Annotated in this window: 23 protein-coding genes; 15 read left to right on the top strand and 8 right to left on the bottom strand. The window is 43.0% G+C overall.

Annotated elements, in window-relative coordinates; genetic code table 11:
• The first annotated feature begins 7 nt into the window (after positions 1-7).
• From LQ983_RS04085 to LQ983_RS04045, 9 genes are all read left to right on the top strand, one after another.
• Positions 8-3,106 carry an efflux RND transporter permease subunit gene (locus LQ983_RS04085; protein ID WP_230621746.1) on the top strand — a complete coding sequence of 1,033 codons (3,099 nt, stop codon included), beginning with the start codon at positions 8-10 and terminating at the stop codon, positions 3,104-3,106.
• Positions 3,107-3,253: 147 nt separating this feature from the next.
• Positions 3,254-4,054, top strand: coding sequence for a class I SAM-dependent methyltransferase (locus LQ983_RS04080; protein WP_230621745.1), 801 nt, complete (start codon positions 3,254-3,256; stop codon positions 4,052-4,054).
• Positions 4,055-4,473: 419 nt separating this feature from the next.
• Positions 4,474-5,421: a magnesium/cobalt transporter CorA gene (gene corA, locus LQ983_RS04075; protein WP_109432640.1), complete on the top strand. Its 948-nt coding sequence runs from the start codon at positions 4,474-4,476 to the stop codon at positions 5,419-5,421.
• A 15-nt stretch (positions 5,422-5,436) separates the two neighbouring features.
• On the top strand, positions 5,437-5,997 hold the full coding sequence (locus LQ983_RS04070) for a YggT family protein (RefSeq protein ID WP_230621744.1): 561 nt from the start codon (positions 5,437-5,439) through the stop codon (positions 5,995-5,997).
• A gap of 26 nt (positions 5,998-6,023) precedes the next feature.
• Positions 6,024-6,317: a DUF167 family protein YggU gene (yggU, locus tag LQ983_RS04065; protein ID WP_230621743.1), complete on the top strand. Its 294-nt coding sequence runs from the start codon at positions 6,024-6,026 to the stop codon at positions 6,315-6,317.
• Positions 6,318-6,435: 118 nt separating this feature from the next.
• On the top strand, positions 6,436-7,095 hold the full coding sequence (locus tag LQ983_RS04060) for an NAD(P)H-dependent oxidoreductase (protein ID WP_230621742.1): 660 nt from the start codon (positions 6,436-6,438) through the stop codon (positions 7,093-7,095).
• Positions 7,096-7,163: 68 nt separating this feature from the next.
• Complete coding sequence (locus LQ983_RS04055; RefSeq protein WP_230621741.1) at positions 7,164-9,137, top strand: LTA synthase family protein; 1,974 nt, start codon at positions 7,164-7,166, stop codon at positions 9,135-9,137.
• A 231-nt stretch (positions 9,138-9,368) separates the two neighbouring features.
• Complete coding sequence (locus tag LQ983_RS04050) at positions 9,369-9,659, top strand: hypothetical protein (protein ID WP_111295656.1); 291 nt, start codon at positions 9,369-9,371, stop codon at positions 9,657-9,659.
• Between the two features lie 156 nt (positions 9,660-9,815).
• A complete protein-coding gene (locus tag LQ983_RS04045; RefSeq protein ID WP_230622602.1) occupies positions 9,816-10,406 on the top strand; it encodes a sigma-70 family RNA polymerase sigma factor in 591 nt (196 codons plus the stop codon).
• A gap of 220 nt (positions 10,407-10,626) precedes the next feature.
• On the opposite strand, the gene dprA is transcribed toward LQ983_RS04045, so the two are convergent.
• The 6 genes from dprA to lexA form a co-directional block, all read right to left on the bottom strand.
• Positions 10,627-11,742, bottom strand: a complete 1,116-nt coding sequence (gene dprA / locus LQ983_RS04040; RefSeq protein WP_111295660.1) for a DNA-processing protein DprA — start codon at positions 11,740-11,742, stop codon at positions 10,627-10,629.
• Positions 11,743-11,954: 212 nt separating this feature from the next.
• Complete coding sequence (rplI, locus tag LQ983_RS04035) at positions 11,955-12,404, bottom strand: 50S ribosomal protein L9 (RefSeq protein ID WP_006716790.1); 450 nt, start codon at positions 12,402-12,404, stop codon at positions 11,955-11,957.
• A gap of 15 nt (positions 12,405-12,419) precedes the next feature.
• Positions 12,420-12,650, bottom strand: coding sequence for a 30S ribosomal protein S18 (rpsR, locus tag LQ983_RS04030; RefSeq protein ID WP_005541294.1), 231 nt, complete (start codon positions 12,648-12,650; stop codon positions 12,420-12,422).
• A gap of 12 nt (positions 12,651-12,662) precedes the next feature.
• Positions 12,663-12,989, bottom strand: a complete 327-nt coding sequence (gene priB / locus LQ983_RS04025; protein WP_109103906.1) for a primosomal replication protein N — start codon at positions 12,987-12,989, stop codon at positions 12,663-12,665.
• Complete coding sequence (gene rpsF / locus LQ983_RS04020; RefSeq protein ID WP_005555822.1) at positions 12,976-13,353, bottom strand: 30S ribosomal protein S6; 378 nt, start codon at positions 13,351-13,353, stop codon at positions 12,976-12,978. Before rpsF ends, priB begins: the two co-directional genes overlap by 14 nt.
• A 151-nt stretch (positions 13,354-13,504) precedes the next feature.
• Positions 13,505-14,128, bottom strand: coding sequence for a transcriptional repressor LexA (lexA, locus tag LQ983_RS04015; RefSeq protein WP_006716824.1), 624 nt, complete (start codon positions 14,126-14,128; stop codon positions 13,505-13,507).
• 212 nt (positions 14,129-14,340) lie between these two features.
• On the opposite strand from lexA, the gene plsB reads away from it, so the two are divergent.
• Positions 14,341-16,782: a glycerol-3-phosphate 1-O-acyltransferase PlsB gene (gene plsB, locus LQ983_RS04010; RefSeq protein WP_111295662.1), complete on the top strand. Its 2,442-nt coding sequence runs from the start codon at positions 14,341-14,343 to the stop codon at positions 16,780-16,782.
• Between the two features lie 125 nt (positions 16,783-16,907).
• Here plsB and ffh read toward each other — a convergent pair whose 3' ends face one another.
• The gene (ffh, locus tag LQ983_RS04005; RefSeq protein ID WP_111295664.1) at positions 16,908-18,287 is read right to left on the bottom strand and encodes a signal recognition particle protein; all 1,380 of its coding nucleotides are present in this window, start codon (positions 18,285-18,287) and stop codon (positions 16,908-16,910) included.
• A 152-nt stretch (positions 18,288-18,439) separates the two neighbouring features.
• On the opposite strand from ffh, the gene LQ983_RS04000 reads away from it, so the two are divergent.
• From LQ983_RS04000 to LQ983_RS03980, 5 genes are all read left to right on the top strand, one after another.
• Positions 18,440-19,234: an inner membrane protein YpjD gene (locus LQ983_RS04000; protein WP_048750000.1), complete on the top strand. Its 795-nt coding sequence runs from the start codon at positions 18,440-18,442 to the stop codon at positions 19,232-19,234.
• A 76-nt stretch (positions 19,235-19,310) separates the two neighbouring features.
• On the top strand, positions 19,311-20,573 hold the full coding sequence (locus LQ983_RS03995; protein ID WP_111306088.1) for an HlyC/CorC family transporter: 1,263 nt from the start codon (positions 19,311-19,313) through the stop codon (positions 20,571-20,573).
• A gap of 179 nt (positions 20,574-20,752) precedes the next feature.
• Positions 20,753-21,217 (top strand): TonB-system energizer ExbB, encoded by a 465-nt coding sequence (gene exbB / locus LQ983_RS03990; RefSeq protein ID WP_006716834.1) that lies wholly within the window; start codon positions 20,753-20,755, stop codon positions 21,215-21,217.
• A gap of 9 nt (positions 21,218-21,226) precedes the next feature.
• Entirely contained in the window at positions 21,227-21,691 is a 465-nt protein-coding gene (gene exbD / locus LQ983_RS03985; RefSeq protein ID WP_109432654.1) for a TonB system transport protein ExbD, read from the top strand.
• A 10-nt stretch (positions 21,692-21,701) separates the two neighbouring features.
• Positions 21,702-22,466 (top strand): energy transducer TonB, encoded by a 765-nt coding sequence (locus tag LQ983_RS03980; RefSeq protein WP_230621740.1) that lies wholly within the window; start codon positions 21,702-21,704, stop codon positions 22,464-22,466.
• A gap of 81 nt (positions 22,467-22,547) precedes the next feature.
• Here LQ983_RS03980 and LQ983_RS03975 read toward each other — a convergent pair whose 3' ends face one another.
• Positions 22,548-23,321, bottom strand: a complete 774-nt coding sequence (locus LQ983_RS03975; protein ID WP_230621739.1) for a M48 family metallopeptidase — start codon at positions 23,319-23,321, stop codon at positions 22,548-22,550.
• Positions 23,322-23,359 lie beyond the last annotated feature (38 nt).

Raw genomic sequence — 23,359 nt, 5'->3', positions numbered from 1 at the left:
AATACGAATGAAATTTACCGATATATTTATTCGTCGCCCGGTGCTTGCGGTTTCGATTAGTCTGTTAATCATTATTTTGGGATTACAGGCAATTTCGAAACTGGCGGTGCGTGAATATCCTAAAATGACAACCACAGTGATCACCGTGACAACCGCCTATCCCGGCGCAGATGCGAACTTGATTCAGGCGTTTGTGACCTCGAAAATTGAAGAAGCGGTCGCGCAGGCGGATAACGTGGACTATATGTCTTCTTCCAGTAGACCGAGCAGTTCTTCGATCACGGTGAAAATGAAATTAAACACCGACCCGAATGCGGCGCTTGCCGATGTGTTGGCGAAGGTGAATTCCGTGCGTTCAGAATTGCCAAGCGGGATTGAAGATCCAACGGTGACTTCTTCTACCGGTGGTTCGGGCATTATGTATATTAGTTTCCGTTCCAATAAGTTAGATGCAAGCCAGGTGACGGACTATATTCAACGTGTGGTAAAACCGCAGTTCTTTACCGTCGAAGGGGTGGCAAGCGTCGATATTTTCGGTGCGTCCGAATATGCCCTGCGCATTTGGTTGGATCCGCAAAAAATGGCTGCCCAGAATCTTTCTGCGACGCAAGTGATGTCTGCCTTATCGGCAAACAACGTGCAAACGGCTGCGGGTAACGACAACGGTTTTTATGTGGTGTACAAAAACAAAGTGGATACCACCACCAAATCCGTTGATGAGTTAAGCAAGCTGATTGTGTATTCCAACGGCGATAAACTCGTCCGCTTACGGGATATTGCAGATATTGAATTGAATAAATCCAGCGATAACGCCCGTGCGGTGGCAAACGGTTCTGATTCCGTGGTGTTGGCGGTGAACCCGACGTCTTCGGCGAACCCGTTAACGGTGGCAGAAAAAATCCTGCCGCTGTATGAGAGCATTAAAAATAATTTGCCGGATGCGATTCAAACAGACATTTTATATGACCGCACTGTTGCTATTAACAACTCCATTGAAGAAGTGGTTAAAACCATCATTGAAGCGACTCTCATCGTGTTGGTGGTGATTACCATGTTTATCGGTTCCTTCCGTGCGATTTTGATTCCGGTCATTACCATTCCGATTTCCCTTATTGGGGTGATCATGATGCTGCAAACGTTGGATTTCTCCATCAATCTGATGACATTGCTAGCCTTGATTTTAGCAATCGGTTTGGTGGTGGATGATGCCATTGTGGTGTTGGAAAACGTTGACCGCCATATTAAGCTCGGTGAAACGCCATTCCGTGCAGCGATTATCGGTACACGTGAAATTGCAGTGCCGGTCATTTCCATGACGATTGCGTTGATTGCGGTATATTCGCCAATGGCGTTAATGGGCGGCATTACCGGAACATTGTTTAAAGAGTTCGCCTTAACCCTTGCCGGTGCGGTGTTTATTTCCGGTATCGTGGCATTAACGCTTTCTCCGATGATGACCAGTAAATTACTTAAAGATCATTCGGCACCAAGCAAATTGGAAGAGCGTGTTAACCGCACTTTAACCAAAGTGAACAACGCTTACGCTTATGTCTTGGATTTAGTGATGGCAAATCGTAAATGCATGGTGTTTTTCGCTGCGATTATTTTTGCGACCTTGCCGATTATGTTCAAATCCCTTTCCAGTGAATTGACGCCGACGGAGGATAAAGGCGCATTCTTGGCGATTGGTTCTGCACCGTCTAACGTGAACGTCGATTATGTACAAGCGGCGATGGCGCCGTATCAAAAAATGTTAACGGATACAGACGAAGTGCAATTTGCCATGAGTATTTCCGGTGTGCCAAGCACCAACCAATCTTTGAACGTAGTGACCTTAAAAGACTGGAAAGATCGTTCCAGAAGTCAAGCGCAGGTTTTGGCAGAATTGAACACTAAAGCTAAGGCAATTCCGGAAGTGTCTGTCAGTGGTTTTGCTTTCCCTGAAATTGAAACCGGGGAACAAGGACCACCAATCGGTTTTGTGATCAGTACTTCTCAAGGCTATGCAGATTTGGCGAATGTTGCGGGCAAATTCTTGGAAGCGATGCAGAAATCCGGCAAGTTCGTTTACTCAAGCTTAGACTTGAAATTCGACACGGCACAAATGCACATCAAAATTGATCGTGAAAAAGCCGGTACTTACGGTATTACGATGAAACAAATCAGTGCAACGTTAGGCAGCTTCTTATCTGCCGCAACGGTTGAACGTGTGGATATTGACGGTCGTGCGTATAAAATTATTTCACAGGTGAAACGCGAAAACCGTTTATCCCCGCAAAGCTGGAATAATTATTATGTATCGGCTGCGAATGGCGAATCAGTTCCGTTAAGCAGTTTGATCAGCGTGTCATTAGAACCGCAACCAAGCTCTTTGCCGCGTTTCAGTCAGCTGAACTCAGCGGTGATCAGCGCGGTGCCGATGCCGGGTTCTTCCATTGGAGATGCGATTCAATGGCTTGAAGACAGTTCAAAAGAATTGTTACCACAAGGCTACAACTACGACTTCAAAGGTGAAGCCCGTCAGTTAGTACAAGAAGGTAATGCGTTAGCGGTCACATTCGTGTTGGCGGTCATTATTATTTTCTTGGTGTTGGCGATTCAGTTTGAGTCCATTCGTGACCCAATGGTGATCATGATTTCCGTACCGTTGGCGATCAGTGGGGCATTGCTTGCCTTGAACTTCTTTGGCTTCATTGGCACGGCAGGGGCAACGCTGAATATTTACTCTCAAGTCGGCTTAATTACGCTGGTCGGTTTGATCACCAAGCACGGTATTTTGATGTGCGAAGTGGCAAAAGAAGAGCAGTTGAACCACGGACGTTCCCGAATTGATGCGATTACGCATGCGGCAAAAGTGCGTTTACGTCCAATTCTGATGACCACTGCGGCGATGATTGCCGGCTTGGTTCCATTGCTTTATGCGACCGGTGCCGGCGCAGTCTCCCGTTTCAGTATGGGGATTGTGATTGTTTCAGGCTTAGCGGTTGGTACGTTGTTTACCCTGTTCGTATTGCCGGTGATTTATTCTTACGTGGCAAGTGAACATAAACCGCTTCCGGAATTTGATGAAAATATCAAACCGATTGAGGGTGAGATTAATCACTAATTCATATCATCTGTAAAACAAACCGCGCTGTTGAGCAATCAAAGTGCGGTTTCTTTTTGCGTTAAATCTTGCATGCGTTATATTTTAAAGAATATAGCAATGCGGTAAAATCTATCGCCAAAATCCACCGCACTTTAGGAAAATACAATGACTTTCTACGATATTGATTTTAACGCCCTCTACAAACAGCATCTTATTGCTTGCAACCATTACAATTTACCACCGGAGAAATGGGACAAGAAAGCCGTCAAAATGGCGGAAAATTTGGTGGGGAAAGCCAGCCGTTATAACCAACAATTACTGGAAACCATGCAGGTGCAACCTGACGAAAGCGTTCTCGATATCGGTTGTGGCCCGGGCACCTTTGCCATTCCTTTGGTACAGCAAGGCAGTCAGGTGTACGCCTTAGATTACAGCCCAGGAATGTTGGATGTGTTGGCGGAATATAAACAAAAATTGCAGCTGGAAAATTTAAATCTGATTCGTCGTTCTTGGTCGGAGAATTGGGATGATGTGCCACAAGTGGATGTGATTTTGGCATCGCGTTCTACCTTGGTGGATGATTTAGATGACATGATCGAGAAACTTTGCGCTAAAGCGAAAAAACGGGTGTATCTCACTTCCGTGACGCAGCGCCACTTCTTAGATGAAGGCGTATTTTCCGCCATTGGGCGTGATGATATTGGTTTCCCGACCTATATTTACCTGCTCAATCGACTTTACCAAAAAGGCATTCAAGCCAACCTCAGTTTCATTGAAACGGAATCCGGCCGCTTTATGGGCGAAACCTATGAAGATTTGTTGAATTCGGTGGAATTTTCACTTGGCCCGTTGAACGACAAAGAGAAGCAAGGTTTATCCGCATTTTATCGTCAAAAACAACAGAACAACGAAGCCATCGAACACGGACAACGCAAATGGGCGTTAATTTGGTGGAATGTGGCGTAAAAGTGCGGTGCAATTTTGAGGTGTTTTTTATACTTTAAAAGGTTATTCGGCGAAGGGGATTTTTTTGCCTTCGCCTTGACGAATCAGGCTTTCAGGCGTAACATTGCGCGCGATTTAGTAACATGAGGACACACACTTTGGACAGTCACAGTCGATACCGAACGGAGTTTTCACTGTAACTATCGCCTTTCTCACTTATCGGCGATAGTTTCGTTGGTAAGTTTCTTTTACCTTCTCTTTTTCGGCATCTTTTCGTCAAACGAAATTTGCAACATATTCTTTCATTACAGCTTTCTTTATTTGTCGTTAAAAAACGCGTCTAAAAACGACCGCACTTTTGATCCTGATTGCCTGTAATATACCTTTCGTTTGTCACCGTTCACTGCCATGTGCATAGTCCGATACGGGAGTATGACAAAATGATAAATGCTTTTGCCCTTGAGGACGCTCGCTTGGTTCGTATTGATGAATCTGCCGAGCCGTTAAATACTGCGATTTGGCTTGATTTAATTGAACCAACCATTGAAGAACGTGAGACCTTGCAAGAAAATCTAGGTCAGAGTTTAGCTTCTTTCCTTGAGTTGGAAGACATCGAAGCATCCGCGCGTTTTTTTGAAGACGAAGACGGTTTGCACTTGCACTCCTTCTTTTATTGTGAAGATGAAAATGACTATGCAGATTTAGCCAGCGTGGCGTTCACTATTCGTGACGGGCGCTTGTTTACTTTGCGTGACCGCGAATTACCGGCGTTCCGTTTATATCGTATGCGTTCTCGTAATCAGCGTTTAATTGAATGTAACTCCTATGAATTATTGTTGGATTTATTTGAGACAAAAATCGAGCAACTGGCTGATGTGATTGAAAACGTGTATGCGGATTTGGAAAAATTAAGCCGCGTGGTGTTAAACGGAACCCAAGGGGAAGCTTTTGATGAGGCTTTGGCAACTTTAACAGAACAAGAAGATACCAGTTCCAAAGTGCGTTTGTGTTTGATGGATACGCAACGTGCGCTCAGTTTCTTGGTGCGTAAAACCCGTTTGCCGGCTAATCAGTTAGAACAGGCACGTGAAATTTTACGAGACATTGAGTCTTTGCAACCGCATAATGAATCCTTGTTCCAAAAAGTGAACTTCTTGCTTCAAGCTGCGATGGGTTTCATTAATATTGAGCAGAACCGTATTATTAAAATCTTCTCCGTTGTGTCGGTGATTTTCCTCCCGCCAACGTTGGTAGCGTCTAACTACGGCATGAACTTCAACGATATGCCGGAACTTGGGTTTAAATTTGGCTATCCGATGGCGTTGGGATTAATGGCGTTGGCAGCGTTTGCACCCTATTGGTATTTCAAACGCAAAGGCTGGTTATAATTTTAAGGAAACAGCATGAATTCAATTCAATTTTTGATTGCGACTGTGATCAGCGTTTATAGCTTTATTTTAATCTTACGTGTTTGGTTCCAGCTGGCGCGCGTGGATTTTTATAATCCTTTATCACAAGCTTTAGTGAAAGCGACACAACCTGTTGTCGCGCCTCTCAGTCAGTTCGCGCCAACAGTGAAAGGTGTGAATATTGCCGCGCTATTGGCATGTTTGATCTTGGGATGGATAAAATTTCCTTTATTAAACTTTTTTGGCACTATCGCAGGCGCTTCCTTATTTGAATATGCCGTGATTGGTGTATTAAGTGTGGTGCACAGCATTGGTGAGGCTATTTTCTATGTGTTGTTAGTGGGGGCCATTTTAAGCTGGTTTAATCGTGCTGCAGGGCAAACACAATATTTGTTGTACCAATTAAGTGAACCAGTGCTTCGTCCCATCCGTAAAATTCTACCTAATACCGGTATGATTGATTTTTCACCAATGGTGGTAGTTTTTATCTTGTATTTACTCAATCGTATACTCTACGACATCTTCGGTGGCCTTTGGGCTGTGGCCGCGTTTTAAGCTAACGACATTTTAGGAATCTCAGTATGGCGGCAGTAGAACGAAGCGGTGATGATTTGCGCCTTAGAATCTTTTTACAACCCAAAGCCGCCAAAGATCAGATTGTCGGTTTGCATGATGATGAATTAAAAATCAGCATTACCGCACCACCTGTAGATGGGCAAGCCAACGCCCATTTACTCAAATTCCTCAGTAAACTTTTCAAAGTGCCCAAAAGTGGCATTGTGCTGGAAAAAGGGGAGCTTAATCGACATAAACAGGTACTTATCCCTTGCCCTAAAACGATTCCGCCACAAATTGAAGCTTATTTAACAGTGTAAAAGTGCGGTCAAAAATCCATATGTTTTTTACTGGACAAATATCAAAATAAGCGGAGAATGAGCAAGCAAATTGCAACTTATTCTTATTTCTCATTATGTTATTGTAAAGGAGACATTTATGAGCATCACTAAACAACAAGTATTAGATGCCTTCCATTTTCGCTGCGCAACGCGTTATTACGATCCTGCTCGTAAAATCAGCCAAGAAGATTTTGACTATATTTTGGAGCTTGGGCGTTTGTCGCCGAGTTCTGTCGGTTCTGAACCGTGGCAATTTTTAGTGATTCAGAACCCTGAGTTACGCCAAGCGTTAAAACCGGTGAGCTGGGGGATGGCAACACAGTTAGATGATGCCAGCCATGTGGTCGTCATTTTGGCAAATAAAAAAGCCCGTTACGATTCGGACGATTTTCGCCAGAATTTGTTGCGTCGCGGCTTAAATGAAGAACAACTACAACAAGCTGTGGCGAAATACGAAACATTCCAAAAAAACGACATAAACGTGTTGGAAAACGACCGCACTTTATTCGATTGGGCGAGCAAACAAACCTATATCGCTTTGGCTAATATGATGACGGGGGCTGCCTTAATCGGTATCGACAGTTGTCCGATCGAAGGGTTTAATTATGCGGAAGTCAACCGTATTTTGGCGCAAACTGGTGCGTATGATGCGGAAAAATATGCGGTGTCTGTGGCGGTGACTTTCGGCTATCGTGCTAAAGACATTCGTCCAAAATCCCGCAAGCCACTCAATGAGATTGTTCATTGGATTGAATAATTTTTCTCAAATCCGTTCTTTGCTTTCATAGCCTAAAAGAGCGGATTTTTTATGTTTTGGAGACTGACATGTCACGATATTTATTTACGAAAGGCAGACCGCGTTCGTTGCTCTTTCCGATTTTTTTCTTTTCTTTGATTAATCTCATCGTATTTACGCTGTCTCGCCTCGGCTTGTCTTTATGGCAACAAGAACGGGTCAGTGCCGTTAATGGTTGGGGCGAGTTGTTTTTGCAAGGGCTACGCATGGATGTGGTGTCTTTGTGTTATTTATTCGGCGTGCCGGCCTTATTGACCGTGTTGCTATATCATCAAAACGCGTTAGGGCGCATTTGGCAGCGTATTTTGCGTTTCTGGTTGACGGCCGGCAGTGTGTTTATCGTGTTTATGGAACTGGCGACACCAGCGTTTATTGAAACCTATGATTATCGTCCGAATCGTTTGTTCATCGAATATTTAATTTACCCGAAAGAAGTGTTCTCCATGTTGATGGAAGGGCATCTAAGTGCGGTTATTTTTAGCCTCGTTTTTACCCTTATCGCTGCTGCGGTGTATTGGAAACTGGCCGGTTGGGCGGTACGCAATATCACGCCAATGCGTTGGACATGGCGGCCTGTGGTGGCGTTGTTGGTGATTGCCTTGAGTTTTCTTGGTGCGCGTTCCAGTTTTCAACACCGCGGGATCAACCCGGCGATGGTGGCGTTTTCTTCTGATGCCATGGTGAACTCTTTGGTGCTGAATTCAGGTTATTCCGTCATTTATGCGGCGCAACAATTTAAAGACGAAGGTACCTCTTCCGAAGCCTACGGCAAAATGGAGGTGGAAGAAATGCTCTCCATTGTGAAAAACAGCGGTAGTCGCCCGGCAGAGGCTTATATTTCCAAGGACATTCCAACCTTGACTCGCAACCAAGCCACTTACCAAGGCAAACCGAAAAATATCGTGATTGTGTTGGAAGAAAGTTTCGGTGCGCAATTTGTCGGCACGCTAGGTGGTTTGCCATTGTCGCCCGAATTTGACAAGCTGGCACAGCAAGGCTGGTTGTTTGATAATTTATATGCCACCGGCACCCGTTCTGTGCGTGGTATTGAAGCGGTTACCGCCGGTTTCACACCAACGCCGGCACGTGCTGTGGTGAAACTCAACAACAGCCAACGCGGTTTCTTCACCTTGGCACAGTTATTAAGCCAACGGGGTTACGATACGTCCTTTATTTACGGTGGGGAAAAGCATTTTGATAACATGGCGGGCTTTTTCTACGGAAACGGCTTTAAGCGTATTATCGACCAAATGGATTATCAAAACCCAAGCTTCACCGGGACTTGGGGCGTGAGTGACGAAGACTTGTTCACCAAAGCCAATGAGACCTTTACCCAATTACACAACGAAGGTAAACCGTTCTTTAGCCTCGTGTTCAGCTCCAGCAACCACGATCCGTTTGAATTCCCGGACGGCAAAATCGATCTGTACGAACAACCGAAAGCCACGCGCAACAACGCGGCAAAATATGCGGATTATGCGATTGGGCATTTCTTCAAACTTGCGAAAGCCTCCAATTATTGGCAAGACACTATTTTCTTAGTGATTGCTGACCACGACTCTCGTGTGGCCGGTGCCAGCCTCATGCCAATTAAGCATTTCCACATTCCGGCATTGATTTTGGGCGAAGGCATCGAGCCGCGTCGTGATAACCGTTTGGTCAGCCAATTTGATATGCCGACGACCTTGCTTTCTTTGGCTGGCATTAGTGGCGACTACCCAATGATCGGCTATGACCTGACTCAACCGAACGATCCAAACCGCGCCATTATGCAGTACGACCAAGTGCAGGCACTGATGCGGGGCAATGATGTGGTGATTCAATTCCCGAAAGTCGGTGCCAAAACCTACCGTTACGACAAAGCCACCGAAACCTTAACGGAAGCAGAGGTGCCGCAAAGCATGGTGAAAGAAGCTTTGGCTCACGCATTGTTAGGCAGCTATTTGTATAAACACCGCTTATACACAACGCCGGAAATCAAACAGGCAGAAAGCAAACGTTAATTTGAAGATGAAAAGTGCGGTGGAAATTCACGATGGATTTTGACCGCACTTTTTTGTTTTTTCTACCCTCATAGGCACTGATTTTCCTACCTCCTCTTTTTTCATAAAAATCTTTGTAAGAAATCAGCAGGTGATATCGTCTAATCAACAAGTAAGAACAGATTTATTTTCTTACGGTTTTTCTTAATGAAAAAAATTCAACACATTTTAATAGGATTAAAGGAGTTTCTTATGAAAAAAATGACATCATTCGTAACATTAGCCGGTGTGCTTGGTATAGCAATGGCTTTTCAAGTTTCTGCTGAAATGAAAAGCATGCAACCAATGGAACAGCAAATGGAGCATAAAATGGAAAGCATGAAAGATGCCAAGCCGATGATGGATAATAAAATGGATAAGATGAAAGAGGGAAAATCAATGAAGCATGACATGAAGAAAAAGATGAAATCAGATAAAAAAATGATGGAAAATAACATGGAACAGGGTATGAAAGAAGCTGAAACAATGAAGCCAAAAATGTAACTTTTAAATGATAAGGCTTGTGATAAACAAGCCTTTTTTACAAAGCATATCATTCATATCTATGAATTCTGCGGTATGGCTTTCTTTGTGAAAGAGGTAGGATTATGATGAATGCCTGCAAGTACAGATAAAACGGATTTTCTTATGTCTTCAACGATGCCGTTGGCTTTTCAATCGATTTCATCTCAGCAAATACAAGATATTCGGGAGCAAATGTTAAAATTTGCACTGCTGCAGTTGCGCGACAAGGATTTGGCGGAAGATGTGGTACAAGAAGCCCTGACAAAGGCGTATCAGCATGCAGCGTCATTTAAAGGTGTGGCCGCGTTAAAAACGTGGTTTTTCGCTATTTTGAAAAATCAGATTATTGATTTGTTGAAGTATCGGCAGCGTGTGGTGACGGTTTCAGAAGTGAGCGATGAAGATGACCCGAATGCGTTTTTTGACCAAGAAGGGCATTGGGATCGTAGTCGATTCCTACCTTCAACTTGGGAAGAACCTCAAGAACAGGCATATAAAAACGAGTTCTGGATTATTTTTGAAGCGTGCTTGGATCATCTGCCGGCACAGCAAGCGCGTGTTTTTATGATGCGAGAATATTTTGATATGCAAAGTGAACAAATTTGCCAAGAATGTGATGTATCCACCTCTAATTTGCACGTGTTGCTATACCGCGCCCGCTTACAATTACAAGCATGCTTGTCCCGCCATTGGTTTGATCATAAGGATAACGCCGGAGAGAAATGATGAAATGTAATCAAGTCACCAAATTCATTTCAATGCACCAAGAAAAACCCCTGTCCTTATTAACACAAGGTCGGGTGTATCTGCATTTGGCTATTTGTCCGTACTGTCGCGCATTTGCTAAAAATTGTAAAAAAATGCATAAGTTAATGCGTGATTTCTCTGAACAATAAGCATCGATTGTTTCTTATTCTGAGGATTTTGATGTCTTTTGAGGGATAAATTAAGTGCGGCGGTATAACCCGTTTTCACTGTAAATCAGTTCTTGAAGTTCTAATTCTAAAAGCTGAATAAGAAGTTGCTCCACCGACAAATTGAGTGTGCTAGAGAGGGAATCAATGCTGATTGGCGTATACCCAATCGCTTGATAAAGTTCAGGATAAGTAGGCGATACCTTTTCCTCTTGTTGCGGAGAAATGGTCGTTGGGGAAGAAAAGTGCGGTCTATTTTTCAGGTGTTCTTTCCATGCCATTTGTGGTGCAAGGTTTTCTAAAATATCTTCTACATTTTCTACTAGCATCGCGCCTTGTTTAATAAGTTTATGGCAGCCTTGGCTAAATTGACTTTGGATATTGCCGGGTAGAGCAAAAATTTCTCGGTTTTGTTCCAATGCGTAACGGGCTGTGATTAAAGATCCGCTACGTTCCGTGGCTTCGATAATTAATGTCGCGAGAGATAATCCGCTGATAATGCGATTACGGCGGGGAAAGTTTTCTGCGATAGGCGGTTGCAACGGGAAAAACTCAGAAACTAACGCGCCACCTTGTTCAATGATATGTTGTGCCAATTTACGGTGTTTCGCCGGATAAACCTCTTCCAATCCACTCCCTAATACCGCGATAGTCGGCTGTCCCAAATCTACAGCTGCTTGATGGCAAAATCCGTCAATGCCCAAGGCGAGCCCACTGGTAATGATGAAACCATTGGTTGTTAGTTCTGAGGCAAAATACTTTGCCCAGTATTCCCCATAACTAGAACATTGGCGACTGCCAACGATAGCAATCTGTGGGTGAGATAAGGTGGATGTTTCACCTTTGACGAATAACACTGGTGGTGCGCTGTCAATTTGTTTTAATTGCTTAGGATAATCCGGATGATAATAATCAAGAATATGATTTCCTTCTTTTTCTCCCCATAAAAGTGCCGGTTCAATATAGCGTTTTTCAGGATTGAACCACGCTTGGATTTGTTGGGCATTCCAACCTATATGTTTGAATGCGGTAACATCGTAATCTTGTAAATCAAATAAATTTACTTGATCAAGTATTTTTTGAATTGAGGTTGGGCCTAGTTTAGGAATTTGTAATAGGCGAAGGAAAAGGGGTAAATGGGTGTTCATGTTCTTCTTTGCTCTTTTTAAAGCAAAATTATACGGGGAGCAGAAATGAGGAGGATAAAAGAGGTGTTATTTTGCGATCAGGATCGTAATTTAGAAAGAAAGAGGATAAAAATTGGGAGAGGTGGGGGAGAAATATTATTTTTTATTACCGCACTTTTTAGTGTCAAATAAAAAACCCGGCAGAATAGCCGGGTTTTTCTTTTCGTTTTGAATTATTCAGCAACGATAATTACGTTTAAGTGAGAGAAAACTTCGCCATGGAATTGGAAAGTTACTTCATGTTCACCAAGAGTACGGATTAAACCGTTTGGTAAACGAACTTCACTTTTCGCCACTTCAACGCCTTTTGCAGTGATTGCATCAGCGATGTCACGGGTACCGATAGAACCGAATAAACGACCTTCGTCACCTGCTTTAGACGCGATGGTTACAGAACCTAATGCTTCTAAGCGTGCTGCGCGGTCAACAGCAGCGGCTAATGCTTGAGCTGCTTTTTCTTCTAATTCTGCACGACGTGCTTCAAAGTGTTCAATGTTAGCTGCGGTTGCCATCACTGCTTTACCTTGTGGGATTAAGAAGTTACGTGCATAACCAGATTTAACATTTACTTGATCGCCCACTTTACCTAAGTGTGCAATTTTATCTAAAAGAATTACTTGCATTTGACCTTCCCCTTCTTAGTGATGATGCGTGTCAGAGTAAGGTAATAACGCTAAATAACGAGCGCGTTTGATTGCGCGAGCTAATTGGCGTTGGTACTTCGCACGAGTACCGGTAATGCGGCTTGGTACAATTTTGCCGCTTTCAGAAATGTAGTTCTTTAATGTAGCGATATCTTTGTAATCGATTTCAACAACATTTTCCGCTGTGAAACGGCAGAACTTACGACGACGGAAATAACGTGCCATTTGGCTGGTCTCCTAATCTATAAATTCGATTTGCTCGGCATGTAAGACTAATTGCGTTGACCCATTATTTAACTGATGGGTGGTTAAAAAACCTTGAATTAATACTTTATTGCCGACCGTAATGCCTTGAGTTTTTTCTACTAATTGATTGCCGCTCACCTGAACCGGAATTTTGCACCAAGCTTGTCTGCTTAAATTAGCTTCCACTTGGTTTGAACGATGTTCCAATAAAAATTGGCAATGTTCGATTCCGTTTGGGCTTTTGCGCCGTTTAAGATTACCGGTAACAATACCAATAATGGATAAACGGTTCTCAATGTTCAAATTACTCTTCAGCATCCTCAAAATCGTTGGATTCAACTTCAGTTAAAGCTTTACGATCATCTTTTGCTTTAACCATTGGGGACGCTTCGGTTACGGCGTGCTTAGTGTGAATAACAAGGCTGCGCAATACAGCATCGTTATAACGGAAAGTCGTTTCTAGCTCGTCGATTACTTGTTGAGGCGCTTCTACATTCATAAGCACATAGTGTGCTTTATGTAATTTGTTAATTGGGTATGCTAATTGACGGCGACCCCAATCTTCTAGGCGATGAATTTGACCGCCGGCTTCTTTTACAGAACCGGTGTAACGTTCAATCATGCCCGGTACTTGCTCGCTTTGGTCCGGATGAACCATAAACACGATTTCGTAGTGACGCATTACTGCTCCTTACGGGTTAATCAGCCTCCAACGTAAGACCAGTCACCAATCTTGTGGAAGCAAGGAACTAATTCGGATGTGACTGAGGGCGCAAATTATACACGGAAAGCTGGTTTTTGCAAGAAAAGTGCGGTCGATTTTTCCGGTGTTTTTACATCCAAGCATTATTACGAATAATGCCGACAGCGATGCCCTCAATTTCGAATTGCGTCGGTTGAGTCAAATCCACGACAATCGGGGCAAATTCCTCGTTCTCGGCATGTAAATAAACCGTTGAACCTTTACGCTCCAAACGTTTTACCGTGACTTCGTCTTCAATGCGGGCAACGACAACTTGTCCGTTGCGTACGTCCTTGGTGCTGTGGACGGCTAATAAGTCACCGTCCAAAATGCCGATGTCTTTCATGGATTGACCATAAACTTTGAGTAGAAAATCCGCTTGTGGTTTGAACATTGTCGGATCAACATGATAGGTGCCTTCAATATGTTGTTCGGCCAAAATCGGTTCGCCTGCGGCAACGCGCCCGATTAACGGTAATCCCGGTTCTTCTTGCCCATTATCTTCAAGCAATAAGCGAATACCACGGGATGTGCCGGAGACGATTTCAATCACGCCTTTTTTCGCTAATGCTTTTAAATGTTCTTCAGCCGCATTTGGAGAGCGAAATCCCAGTTCTTTAGAGATCTCCGCCCGTGTTGGTGGCATGCCGGTAGTTTCAAGATGGTGTTTCAGAAAATCATAAACTTCCTGTTGCCGAGCTGTAAGTGGTTTCATAAAATCACCCTGTTATTTTATACATAATTAACTGGTATTATATACAGAAAAGCTTGGGGCGCAACCTTTCTTTTGTTAAAATATAAATCGAATCAGAGGCTTATCCTAGAATTGTGTTGTTCGTCACTAATTCTATGAAGTTTTTATGCTAAACTAGCGCCAATTTTGCACAAAGTATGTGAAATAACGTTAATTATAAAAGGACATTTATTATGGCTGGTTTTCTGAATGCTTACCGGAAATTACTTGAATTGCCATTGTCGATTTTAGTAAAAAATAATCCGATTCCTCATCATCCTATTGAAGAACTAGAACTAAATATTTCCCAACCTATCGTTTATGTGTTGCCTTACACATCACAAACCGATTTTGTGATTTTCCGTAAAAACTGTTTGAGCGTGGGCTTGCCGGATCCTTTAGAACAAAATGAAATTAATGGCAATTTATTACCTCGCTTTGTTTTTTTAGATGAAGGTCGCCGCTTTTTTAAATCGAAAGGGGCTAAAAAAGAAACGATCACTGTTTTCAATAAATATTTGGAATTGCACCGCACTTCACCGGATTTAGACGTGCAGTTAATTCCTGTTTCGGTGTTATGGGGAAGAGCTCCGGGGCGTGAAGACCAAGCAGGCTTGCCAAACTTACGTTTGTTAAATGGATTGCAAAAAACAATTGCGGCGTTATGGTTTGGACGTGATACCTTTGTGCGTTTCTCTCAAGCGGTGTCTTTACGTTATATGACTCGTGAGCATGGATTTGATCAGAAAATTGCACAAAAATTAGCTCGTGTAGCCAAAATGCACTTTGCTAAACAACGTATTTCGGCGACTGGTCCTCGCTTGCCAAATCGCCAAGCCATGTTCAATAAATTATTGCAACTGCCGGTAATTTTAGCGGCAATCGAAGACGAAGCGAAAAGTAAGAACATCAGTAAAGAGAAAGCGCATAAAGAAGCTGAAAAAATTCTGGATGAAATTGCGGCGAATGTGAGCTATGAAAGTTTACGTGTGGCGGATCGTTTCTTGCGTTGGTTGTGGAATAAATTGTATCAAGGCATTCAAGTGGAAAACGCGGATCGCGTGCGTAAACTGGCGTTAGAAGGCCATGAGATCGTGTATGTGCCTTGTCACCGTAGCCACATTGACTATTTATTGCTTTCTTACGTGCTATATCACCAAGGTTTGGTAACACCGCATATTGCCGCAGGGATTAACCTTAATTTCTGGCCGGTAGGGGGGATGTTCCGCCGTGGTGGGGCGTTTTTCATTCGTCGTACCTTCAAAGGTAACCGCTTATATTCCACGATTTTCCGTGAATATTTGTCGGAGTTGTTCCATCGTGGATATGCCGTGGAATACTTCATTGAAGGTGGGCGTTCACGTACGGGGCGTTTACTCGCGCCGAAAACCGGTATGATGTCCATGACATTACAGGCATTACAGCAACAACAGAGCCGACCGATTACGGTTGTGCCTGTGTATGTAGGGTATGAACACGTTTTAGAAGTGGACACTTACGCCAAAGAATTACGTGGGGCGGCGAAAGAAAAAGAAAATGCCGGCTTGGTATTACGTGTGATCAAAAAATTGCGTAATTTGGGCAAAGGCTATGTGAATTTTGGTGAGCCTATTACGTTAAATGCTTATTTAAATCAAAACTTCCCGGAATGGAAAGAACCACCGGAAGATCGCCCGCAATGGTTTAACAAAGCTGTCGATGCGGTTTCTCATCAAGTAATGGTGAACATTAATAAAGCGGCGGCAGTGAATGCGATGAACTTAACCGGCACGGCATTATTGTCTTCCCGCCAACGTGCGCTCTCTCGTGAGCAATTGTTAGAGCAACTTTCCAGTTATCAACAATTATTGCAAAACGTGCCATATTCTGACGATATTGTTGTTCCGGCTGAAAAACCGGAAATTATGCTGGATCATGTGTTAAGCCTGGATCGAGTTGGTATTTTGGTGGAGAAAGACAACTTCGGTGAAATTGTCCGTTTGGAACGTTCTTCAGCCGTGTTAATGACCTACTACCGCAATAACATTCAACACTTATTTGTGTTGCCATCCTTGGTCGCAAGTATTGTGTTGCATTACGAAGGTATTCAAAAGGATTTAGTGTTAGATGCCGTGCTTAAGATTTACCCGTTCTTGCGTAGCGAATTATTCTTGCATTTTACGGAAGAAGATCAGATCGCACAGCGTGTAGAGCAAATCATTAACGAATTGCAACGCCAAAATATTATTAAGCACAGTGAGAATATGCTGACAATCAATAAGCCGAATATTCGGATGTTGCAACTTTGGTCTGCCGGTGTACGTGAAATCTTACAACGCTATTACATTACAGTGAATTTACTGCAAAATAATCCATTGATTTCCCGTGCAGATTTGGAAAAAGAAAGTCAGTCTGTGGCACAACGTTTGTCTGTCCTACATGGCATTAATGCACCTGAATTCTTTGATAAAGCGGTTTTCTCCGCCTTTACGAATAGTTTAAAAGACCAAGGCTATTTCAATGAAAGCGGCAGTGCAAATACCGAAAAATTGCATGTGTTAGCAGAGATTCTAACCCATCTGATTTCAACGGAAATTTGCTTAACGATTAACGGTGCCGTGACAAAAGTAGAAGAGAAAGAACATAACGAAAGTTAAGAAAACAGAATAATAAAAGTGCGGTCATAAAAAACGTTATTTTTCTCGACCGCACTTTGGTTTCTTAAATTATTTGTTAATAAAAAAGCCATCTTCCTTTAGATGGCTTTTTCTTTTCGTCTGAGTTAACGTCTAAACATTCCGCCTAATCCGCCGAGCCCGCCGCCCATTAAGCCTTGCATGCCGCGCATCATTTTTGCCATGCCGCCTTTACGCATTTTCTTCATCATGCGTTGCATTTCATCAAATTGTTTGAGTAGCTTGTTTACATCTTGCACCTGCGTGCCGGAACCAAGAGCAATGCGACGACGGCGAGAACCTTTGATGATGTCCGGATTCGCGCGTTCTTTTAAGGTCATGGAATTGATGATGGCTTCGAGTTTGTTGAACATTTTGTCGTCCACCTGATTTTTCACATGATCCGGTAGGTTTTTCGCGCCCGGTAATTTTTCCAACATGGACATCATGCCGCCCATTTTTTTCATTTCGCGTAATTGTTCGCGGAAATCTTCTAAGGTGAAATCGTCGCCTTTTTTGAATTTTTGCGCCATTTTCTCCGCTTTTTCACGGTCAACGGAACGCTCTAAATCTTCAATCAAAGAAAGTACATCACCCATGCCAAGAATGCGCGACGCCACACGATCCGGGTGGAATGGCTCTAACGCATCGGTTTTTTCCCCCACCCCGAGGAATTTAATTGGCTTGCCGGTAATTTGACGAATAGATAATGCGGCACCGCCACGAGCATCGCCATCCACTTTGGTGAGAATGACACCGGTAAGGGGCAAAGCCTCATTAAAGGCTTTTGCTGTATTTGCCGCATCTTGACCGGTCATGGCATCCACGGTGAAGAGTGTTTCAATTGGATTTAACGCTGCGTGAACCTGCTTGATTTCATCCATCATTTCACTATCAACGTGCAAACGACCGGCGGTATCCACGATCAGCACATCATAGAATTTTAATTTCGCATCTGCTAAAGCAGCTTTCGCAATATCTACCGGCTTTTGTTTCACATCTGACGGGAAGAAATCGACATTAACCCCTTGTGCGAGGGTTTCTAATTGTTTGATCGCCGCCGGACGATAGACGTCGGCAGAAACAACAAGCACTTTTTTCTTATGACGTTCACGCAGAAATTTGGCCAGTTTACCCACGCTGGTGGTTTTCCCCGCCCCTTGCAGACCCGCCATTAAAATCACGGCAGGCGGTTGGGTAGCCAGATTTAAACTTTCGTTGGCTTCACCCATTGCCGCTTCTAATTCCGCTTGGACGATTTTGACGAATTCTTGTCCCGGCGTGAGGCTTTTATTGACTTCTACTCCAATGGCACGTTCTTTTACATTATTAATAAAATCGCGCACGACCGGCAATGCTACATCGGCTTCTAACAATGCCATGCGAACTTCGCGCAAGGTTTCTTTAATGTTATCTTCAGTTAAACGACCTCGACCGCTGATATTGCGTAAGGTTTTGGAAAGACGATCGGATAAATTCTCAAACATAATATTTCCTGTGGTTAAATCGGAAAGGTATCATCGGTAAAATGCCGTTCATTATACTGAAATTCCGCGCATTTTCACGTCAAATAAAGTCGTGGCGATTTTAGCTTGATCTCGTTAGAATAAAACGCCAACAAAACAAAGGAAGAATAATTATGTGGTTTGCTGTTTTATCAATTCTTTTTTACCTCATCAGTGTGTTACGCATTGCGCCGATTTTATTAACCTCGCAAGTGGCGGGAGCCGATGTTAAAACTAAAAAAACACAGTTTTTTTTGACCGCACTTTTGGCGGTGGTTTTTCATCTTATTAGCACTTTCCCACTATTGGGAAACTTGGCAGAAGGGCAGAATTTCAGCATTATGGAAGTAGCTTCATTGATGAGTGTCATGATCGCCATACTTGCCACGTTAGCTATGTTGCGCGTCAACACTATGTGGTTTGTGTTACCGATTGTTTATTGTTTTTCCATTATTAATTTGATTTATGCCACTTTTCTTCCAAGCCACATTATTCAATTATTGAACCAAAATACGTCTATGCTTTTTCATATCGGCTTATCGATTTTTGCTTATGCCGTGTGCTGCATCGCGACCCTGTATGCGATTCAGTTGGTCTGGCTTGATCGTCGTTTGAAAAGCAAAAAGATGACTTTTTCACCAATGGTGCCGCCACTCATGACGGTAGAACGTCATTTTTTCCGTTTATTGGTCAGTGGTGAAGTATTGATGACATTCACCCTCATCTCCGGCACCTTTCATTTGGTTAACGCTATGACGCCGGATAATATTCATAAAGGTTTATTTTCGTTATTCGGCTGGATTGTATTCGGCATTGCGATTTTAGGCTATAAGCACTACCGCTGGCGTGGAAAAAAGATGATTATTTATGCAATTTCAGGTATGATTTTGCTCACGATTGCTTATTTCGGTAGTCGTCTGATTGTGTAATATCAGTAAATGAGAAAAAAGTGCGGTGAGTTTTTCCCGCCTTTTTTATTTTTAAGTCAATGTTAAGGATTTCACTTTGGACAGTATTCCCCTTAGTACGTTATTTATCATTTTAATTGCCTGTTTAGTCCTTTCTGCCTATTTTTCCGGTTCTGAAACAGGTTTGCTTTCTTTAAATAAATATCGCCTGCGTTTTTTAGCAGAGCAGGGCAATAAAGGCGCAAAAAAAGCGGAGATGTTGCTTGCTAAACCGGACAAACTACTGAGTTTTATTCTTATCTTTAATAACCTTGTGAATATTAGTGCCTCGGCGATTGCGACCGTGATTGGGATGCGATTATATGGCGATGCCGGTGTGGCGATTGCCACCGGTGCATTAACGTTCGTGATGTTGATTTTCTCTGAAATTTTCCCAAAAACTGTGGCAGCGATGCACCCGGAAAAAGTGGGGTTGACCTCGAGCCATCTATTAACCCCATTGCTGAAGGTTTTTGCTCCTTTAGTTTGGGTGATGAATGTGTTCACCAAATTTTTAATGCGTTTAGTGGGCTTAAAACCGGATCTGAAGAAACAAGTCATTAGCCGCGAAGAATTGCGCAGCATCGTTTCCGAAGCGGGAGAAGCGACACCGGATGAGCAACATCCGCAAATGTTGCTGTCTATTTTGGATATGGAAACCGTTACCGTGGATGACATCATGGTGCCACGCAATGAAATCGGCGGCATTGATATTGATGATGACTGGAAATCTATCATGCGCCAGCTCAATCATGCGGCACATAACCGTGTGGTGTTGTATAAAGGCAGTATGGACGAAAACGTGCTAGGTATTTTGCGTGTTCGCGAAGCGTTCCGTTTGTTGCTGGAAAAAAATGAATTCACCAAAGAAACGTTGATTCGTGCTGCTGATGAAGTGTATTTCATTCCTGAAGGAACGGCTTTAAAGACGCAATTAGCTAATTTCCGTAATAAAAAAGAGCGTATCGGTTTAGTGGTGGACGAATACGGTGATATTAAAGGTTTGGTTACCTTGGAAGATATTTTGGAAGAAATCGTGGGGGATTTCACCACATCTAATGCGCCGACAATTGATGAAGAAGTTGTACAGCAATCTGATGGTTCGATGATTATTGAAGGTTCTGCCAATTTGCGCGATTTAAATAAAATGTTTAATTGGAATTTGGACACCGAAGATGCGCGTACATTTAACGGTTTGATCTTGGAGCATTTGGAAGAAATTCCTGAAGAAGGCACCGTCTGTGAAGTGAATGGCTTGCGGGTGACTATTTTGGAAGTGAGTGACAACATGATTAAACAAGCTAAAGTAGTTAAGCTCTAAAATGTGACTTAAATCAAATTAAAGCGATGAAGTGTCTTCATCGCTTTTTTTATTGCTAAATTTTAATTTACAAACGATGGAAGATTCTTATAATTAATGCGATTCATTATCAGTTGTAAAAGGAGTGTGATTTATCTCCTTCTTTTTATATTTTAAGCACCTCGTCTAAGGGAAAACAAATGCCACAAATTTTTGAATTTTTACACAATTACAGTGATTACATCATCATCGGTTTATTGTTATTTATGAGCGTCTTAATGCTCGCCATGGTAATCGAGCGTTTCTTCTTCTTATCTCGTGTTAAAGTCAACCAATATTCTACGATTCACGCTCTTGAAATTGATTTAAATCGCAACCTTACTGTGATTTCCACCGTTGGTGCGAATGCGCCTTACGTGGGGTTATTGGGGACGGTAATTGGGATCCTTTTAACGTTCTACCAAATTGGTCAATCCGGCGGTGATGTCAATGCCGGCGAAATCATGATGCACTTATCTTTAGCGCTAAAAGCGACCGCACTTGGGATTCTTGTGGCAATTCCTTCCATGATTTTCTATAACGCCTTAGGTCGTAAAGTAGAAGTTAACCGTTTGAAATGGAAAGTATTACATTCTCAAAAGAATAAAGAAGATACCGAAGCATAAGGAATCACCGTGAAAAAGTTTGATGAAATCAACATTATCCCGTTCATTGATATTATGTTGGTGTTGCTTGCCATCGTATTGATTACGGCGTCTTTCATTTCTCAAGGGAAAATCCAAGTGAATGTGCCGAAAGCCAGTTCTTCTGTGGCATTTAAATCCAGTGAGTTGGCGAAATTATTGACGGTGACTGCTGAAGGGGAAGTGTTCTTTAATGACAAACCGACCAGCTTAGAATCGTTAGAAACAGAAATTGCCGCATGGGATAAATCGCAAAAAGTAACATTGAAAATTGATGCGGGTGCTACTTTCCAAGATTTCGTGTCAGTAACTGATTTATTGGCAAAAAATGAGATTAAAGATGTTGCGATTGTGGCAACTAAAGGCGGCGAAAAATCAAAATCGACAGATGCTCCGTCGGCAACACCTGCCGCTCCCCAAACGGGCAATGCAGAAACAAAATCGGCAGCGCAGTAGGAGAGTCTGAATGCAGAATGCCAAACGTTCGCTGTTAAGTTTCCTGTTGTCTGTTGTTATTCATGCCATTATTGTCTTTACGTTGTTTTGGAGCCATTTAACGAAAACAGATACAACGGCAAATAGCGCAACCGGCGAAATTTCTACCAGTATTTCTATGGAAATGCTTATGGCAATGGTAGAAGCCGATACGCCACCGGTGGTGGAAAAAGCACCGGAGCCGGAAAAACAGGAGATGGTGGAAGATCCGACAGTAAAACCGGAACCACCTAAGGTTGAGAAACCAAAAGAACCTGAAAAGCCGAAAGAGAAACCGAAAGAGAAACCGAAAGAAAAGCCAAAAGAGAAGCCAAAGGATAAACCGAAACCAAAAACAGATGCTGTGGTAGGTGATCGAACTGTTGAATCCAATGCGTCTGTTAACTCTAAGGCAACCACTACTGGTCCGGCAAATACGACGAATCCGAATTTGGTCGGTAATGGCGTGGGCGGCAGTGAGAGAGATGCTTATTTGTCAGCCGTTCGACGTGAGATTGAAAAACATAAACGTTATCCGGCACGTGCACAAATGATGCGTAAACAAGGTGTTGTCACCGTGTCCTTCTCAATTGCAGCTGATGGTAGTATCAGCGGTGCTAGTGTAGTAAAAAGCTCCGGTGTTGAGGATTTGGATAGCGCGGCATTAAAAGCCGTAGCAAGTGCTCGTTCTATCGGCCCTCGTCCTGCAGGTGTTTCTTCCAGTATTACGGTGCCGATCAGTTTCAATCTGAGATAATTTCTTTCTTACAAATAAAAGTGCGGTCAAAAAATAAATAAATTTTTGACCGCACTTTTTATTTCCTCTTAATGCAGAAAATTAGCTGTGTTTGCTTTTCTGATAGAGCGCCATTGCTTCCGGCATGAGGCGTAATAAGTTTTCTTGGCGATCTTTGTCGCTTGGGTGGGTTGAGCTGAGTTTATCCAACACACTTTGTGAACCTTTAGACGCTTGTTGCATTTTGTCCCATAATCCCGGTGCTGCTTGTGGATTGTAACCGGATTTTGCCATTAATAATAAACCGACTTCATCCGCTTCTGTTTCAGCACTGCGAGAATACGGTTTATCTAACGCCCAGTCTTTGGTTAAGCCAACGACAACAGCGCTTCCGTCAGAACCGATCTGAGTGGATAATGCAACGTGTGCAACGCCGGCAAGTACGTCAGTGAATTGCCCCATATTGGCTTTCTTTTTACCATGTTCTTTTAAGGCGTGAGCCATTTCATGCCCCATCACTGTCGCGATTTCATCATCCGTGAGATTCAAGCTTTCTACTAAACCGGTATAAAACGCCATTTTTCCGCCCGGCATTGCCCAAGCATTAAGTTCTTTCGATTTAATCACTTCGATTTGCCAGTTAAACGGCTGACCGGTGTGATTTTCCGCATTGGCATAAGGCGCCATTTTGTTGAAAATTTTGTGTACTCGTTGAGCGGTGCGGGATTGGGTGTCTAATTGCCCCTTCGCTTTTGCCTCGGAGATCATTTGACGATAGCCCATTGCCGCTTGTTGGTTGATTGAAGCAGAATCGGCACAAGCACTTAAAATACCGATGATGGAGACGAATGCTAATGTTTTACCAAATTTGAACATAGATTTTCCCTCGTGGATTTGTGTGTAAAAAAGACCGC

This window comes from Aggregatibacter sp. Marseille-P9115 (assembly GCF_920939465.1).
GTDB classification, from domain to species: domain Bacteria; phylum Pseudomonadota; class Gammaproteobacteria; order Enterobacterales; family Pasteurellaceae; genus Aggregatibacter; species Aggregatibacter segnis_B.
The sequence above is the reverse complement of the archived record's forward strand: the minus strand, read 5'-3'. Positions and strand labels throughout refer to the sequence as shown.

Excerpts from the sequence above, each read along its gene's own strand:
- LQ983_RS04085 (WP_230621746.1), top strand. The coding sequence starts at position 8 with ATGAAATTTACCGATATATTTATTCGTCGCCCGGTGCTTGCGGTTTCG.
- LQ983_RS04080 (WP_230621745.1), top strand. The coding sequence starts at position 3,254 with ATGACTTTCTACGATATTGATTTTAACGCCCTCTACAAACAGCATCTT.
- corA (WP_109432640.1), top strand. The coding sequence starts at position 4,474 with ATGATAAATGCTTTTGCCCTTGAGGACGCTCGCTTGGTTCGTATTGAT.
- LQ983_RS04070 (WP_230621744.1), top strand. The coding sequence starts at position 5,437 with ATGAATTCAATTCAATTTTTGATTGCGACTGTGATCAGCGTTTATAGC.
- yggU (WP_230621743.1), top strand. The coding sequence starts at position 6,024 with ATGGCGGCAGTAGAACGAAGCGGTGATGATTTGCGCCTTAGAATCTTT.
- LQ983_RS04060 (WP_230621742.1), top strand. The coding sequence starts at position 6,436 with ATGAGCATCACTAAACAACAAGTATTAGATGCCTTCCATTTTCGCTGC.
- LQ983_RS04055 (WP_230621741.1), top strand. The coding sequence starts at position 7,164 with ATGTCACGATATTTATTTACGAAAGGCAGACCGCGTTCGTTGCTCTTT.
- LQ983_RS04050 (WP_111295656.1), top strand. The coding sequence starts at position 9,369 with ATGAAAAAAATGACATCATTCGTAACATTAGCCGGTGTGCTTGGTATA.
- LQ983_RS04045 (WP_230622602.1), top strand. The coding sequence starts at position 9,816 with ATGCCGTTGGCTTTTCAATCGATTTCATCTCAGCAAATACAAGATATT.
- dprA (WP_111295660.1), bottom strand. The coding sequence starts at position 11,742 with ATGAACACCCATTTACCCCTTTTCCTTCGCCTATTACAAATTCCTAAA.
- rplI (WP_006716790.1), bottom strand. The coding sequence starts at position 12,404 with ATGCAAGTAATTCTTTTAGATAAAATTGCACACTTAGGTAAAGTGGGC.
- rpsR (WP_005541294.1), bottom strand. The coding sequence starts at position 12,650 with ATGGCACGTTATTTCCGTCGTCGTAAGTTCTGCCGTTTCACAGCGGAA.
- priB (WP_109103906.1), bottom strand. The coding sequence starts at position 12,989 with ATGCTGAAGAGTAATTTGAACATTGAGAACCGTTTATCCATTATTGGT.
- rpsF (WP_005555822.1), bottom strand. The coding sequence starts at position 13,353 with ATGCGTCACTACGAAATCGTGTTTATGGTTCATCCGGACCAAAGCGAG.
- lexA (WP_006716824.1), bottom strand. The coding sequence starts at position 14,128 with ATGAAACCACTTACAGCTCGGCAACAGGAAGTTTATGATTTTCTGAAA.
- plsB (WP_111295662.1), top strand. The coding sequence starts at position 14,341 with ATGGCTGGTTTTCTGAATGCTTACCGGAAATTACTTGAATTGCCATTG.
- ffh (WP_111295664.1), bottom strand. The coding sequence starts at position 18,287 with ATGTTTGAGAATTTATCCGATCGTCTTTCCAAAACCTTACGCAATATC.
- LQ983_RS04000 (WP_048750000.1), top strand. The coding sequence starts at position 18,440 with ATGTGGTTTGCTGTTTTATCAATTCTTTTTTACCTCATCAGTGTGTTA.
- exbB (WP_006716834.1), top strand. The coding sequence starts at position 20,753 with ATGCCACAAATTTTTGAATTTTTACACAATTACAGTGATTACATCATC.
- LQ983_RS03980 (WP_230621740.1), top strand. The coding sequence starts at position 21,702 with ATGCAGAATGCCAAACGTTCGCTGTTAAGTTTCCTGTTGTCTGTTGTT.
- LQ983_RS03975 (WP_230621739.1), bottom strand. The coding sequence starts at position 23,321 with ATGTTCAAATTTGGTAAAACATTAGCATTCGTCTCCATCATCGGTATT.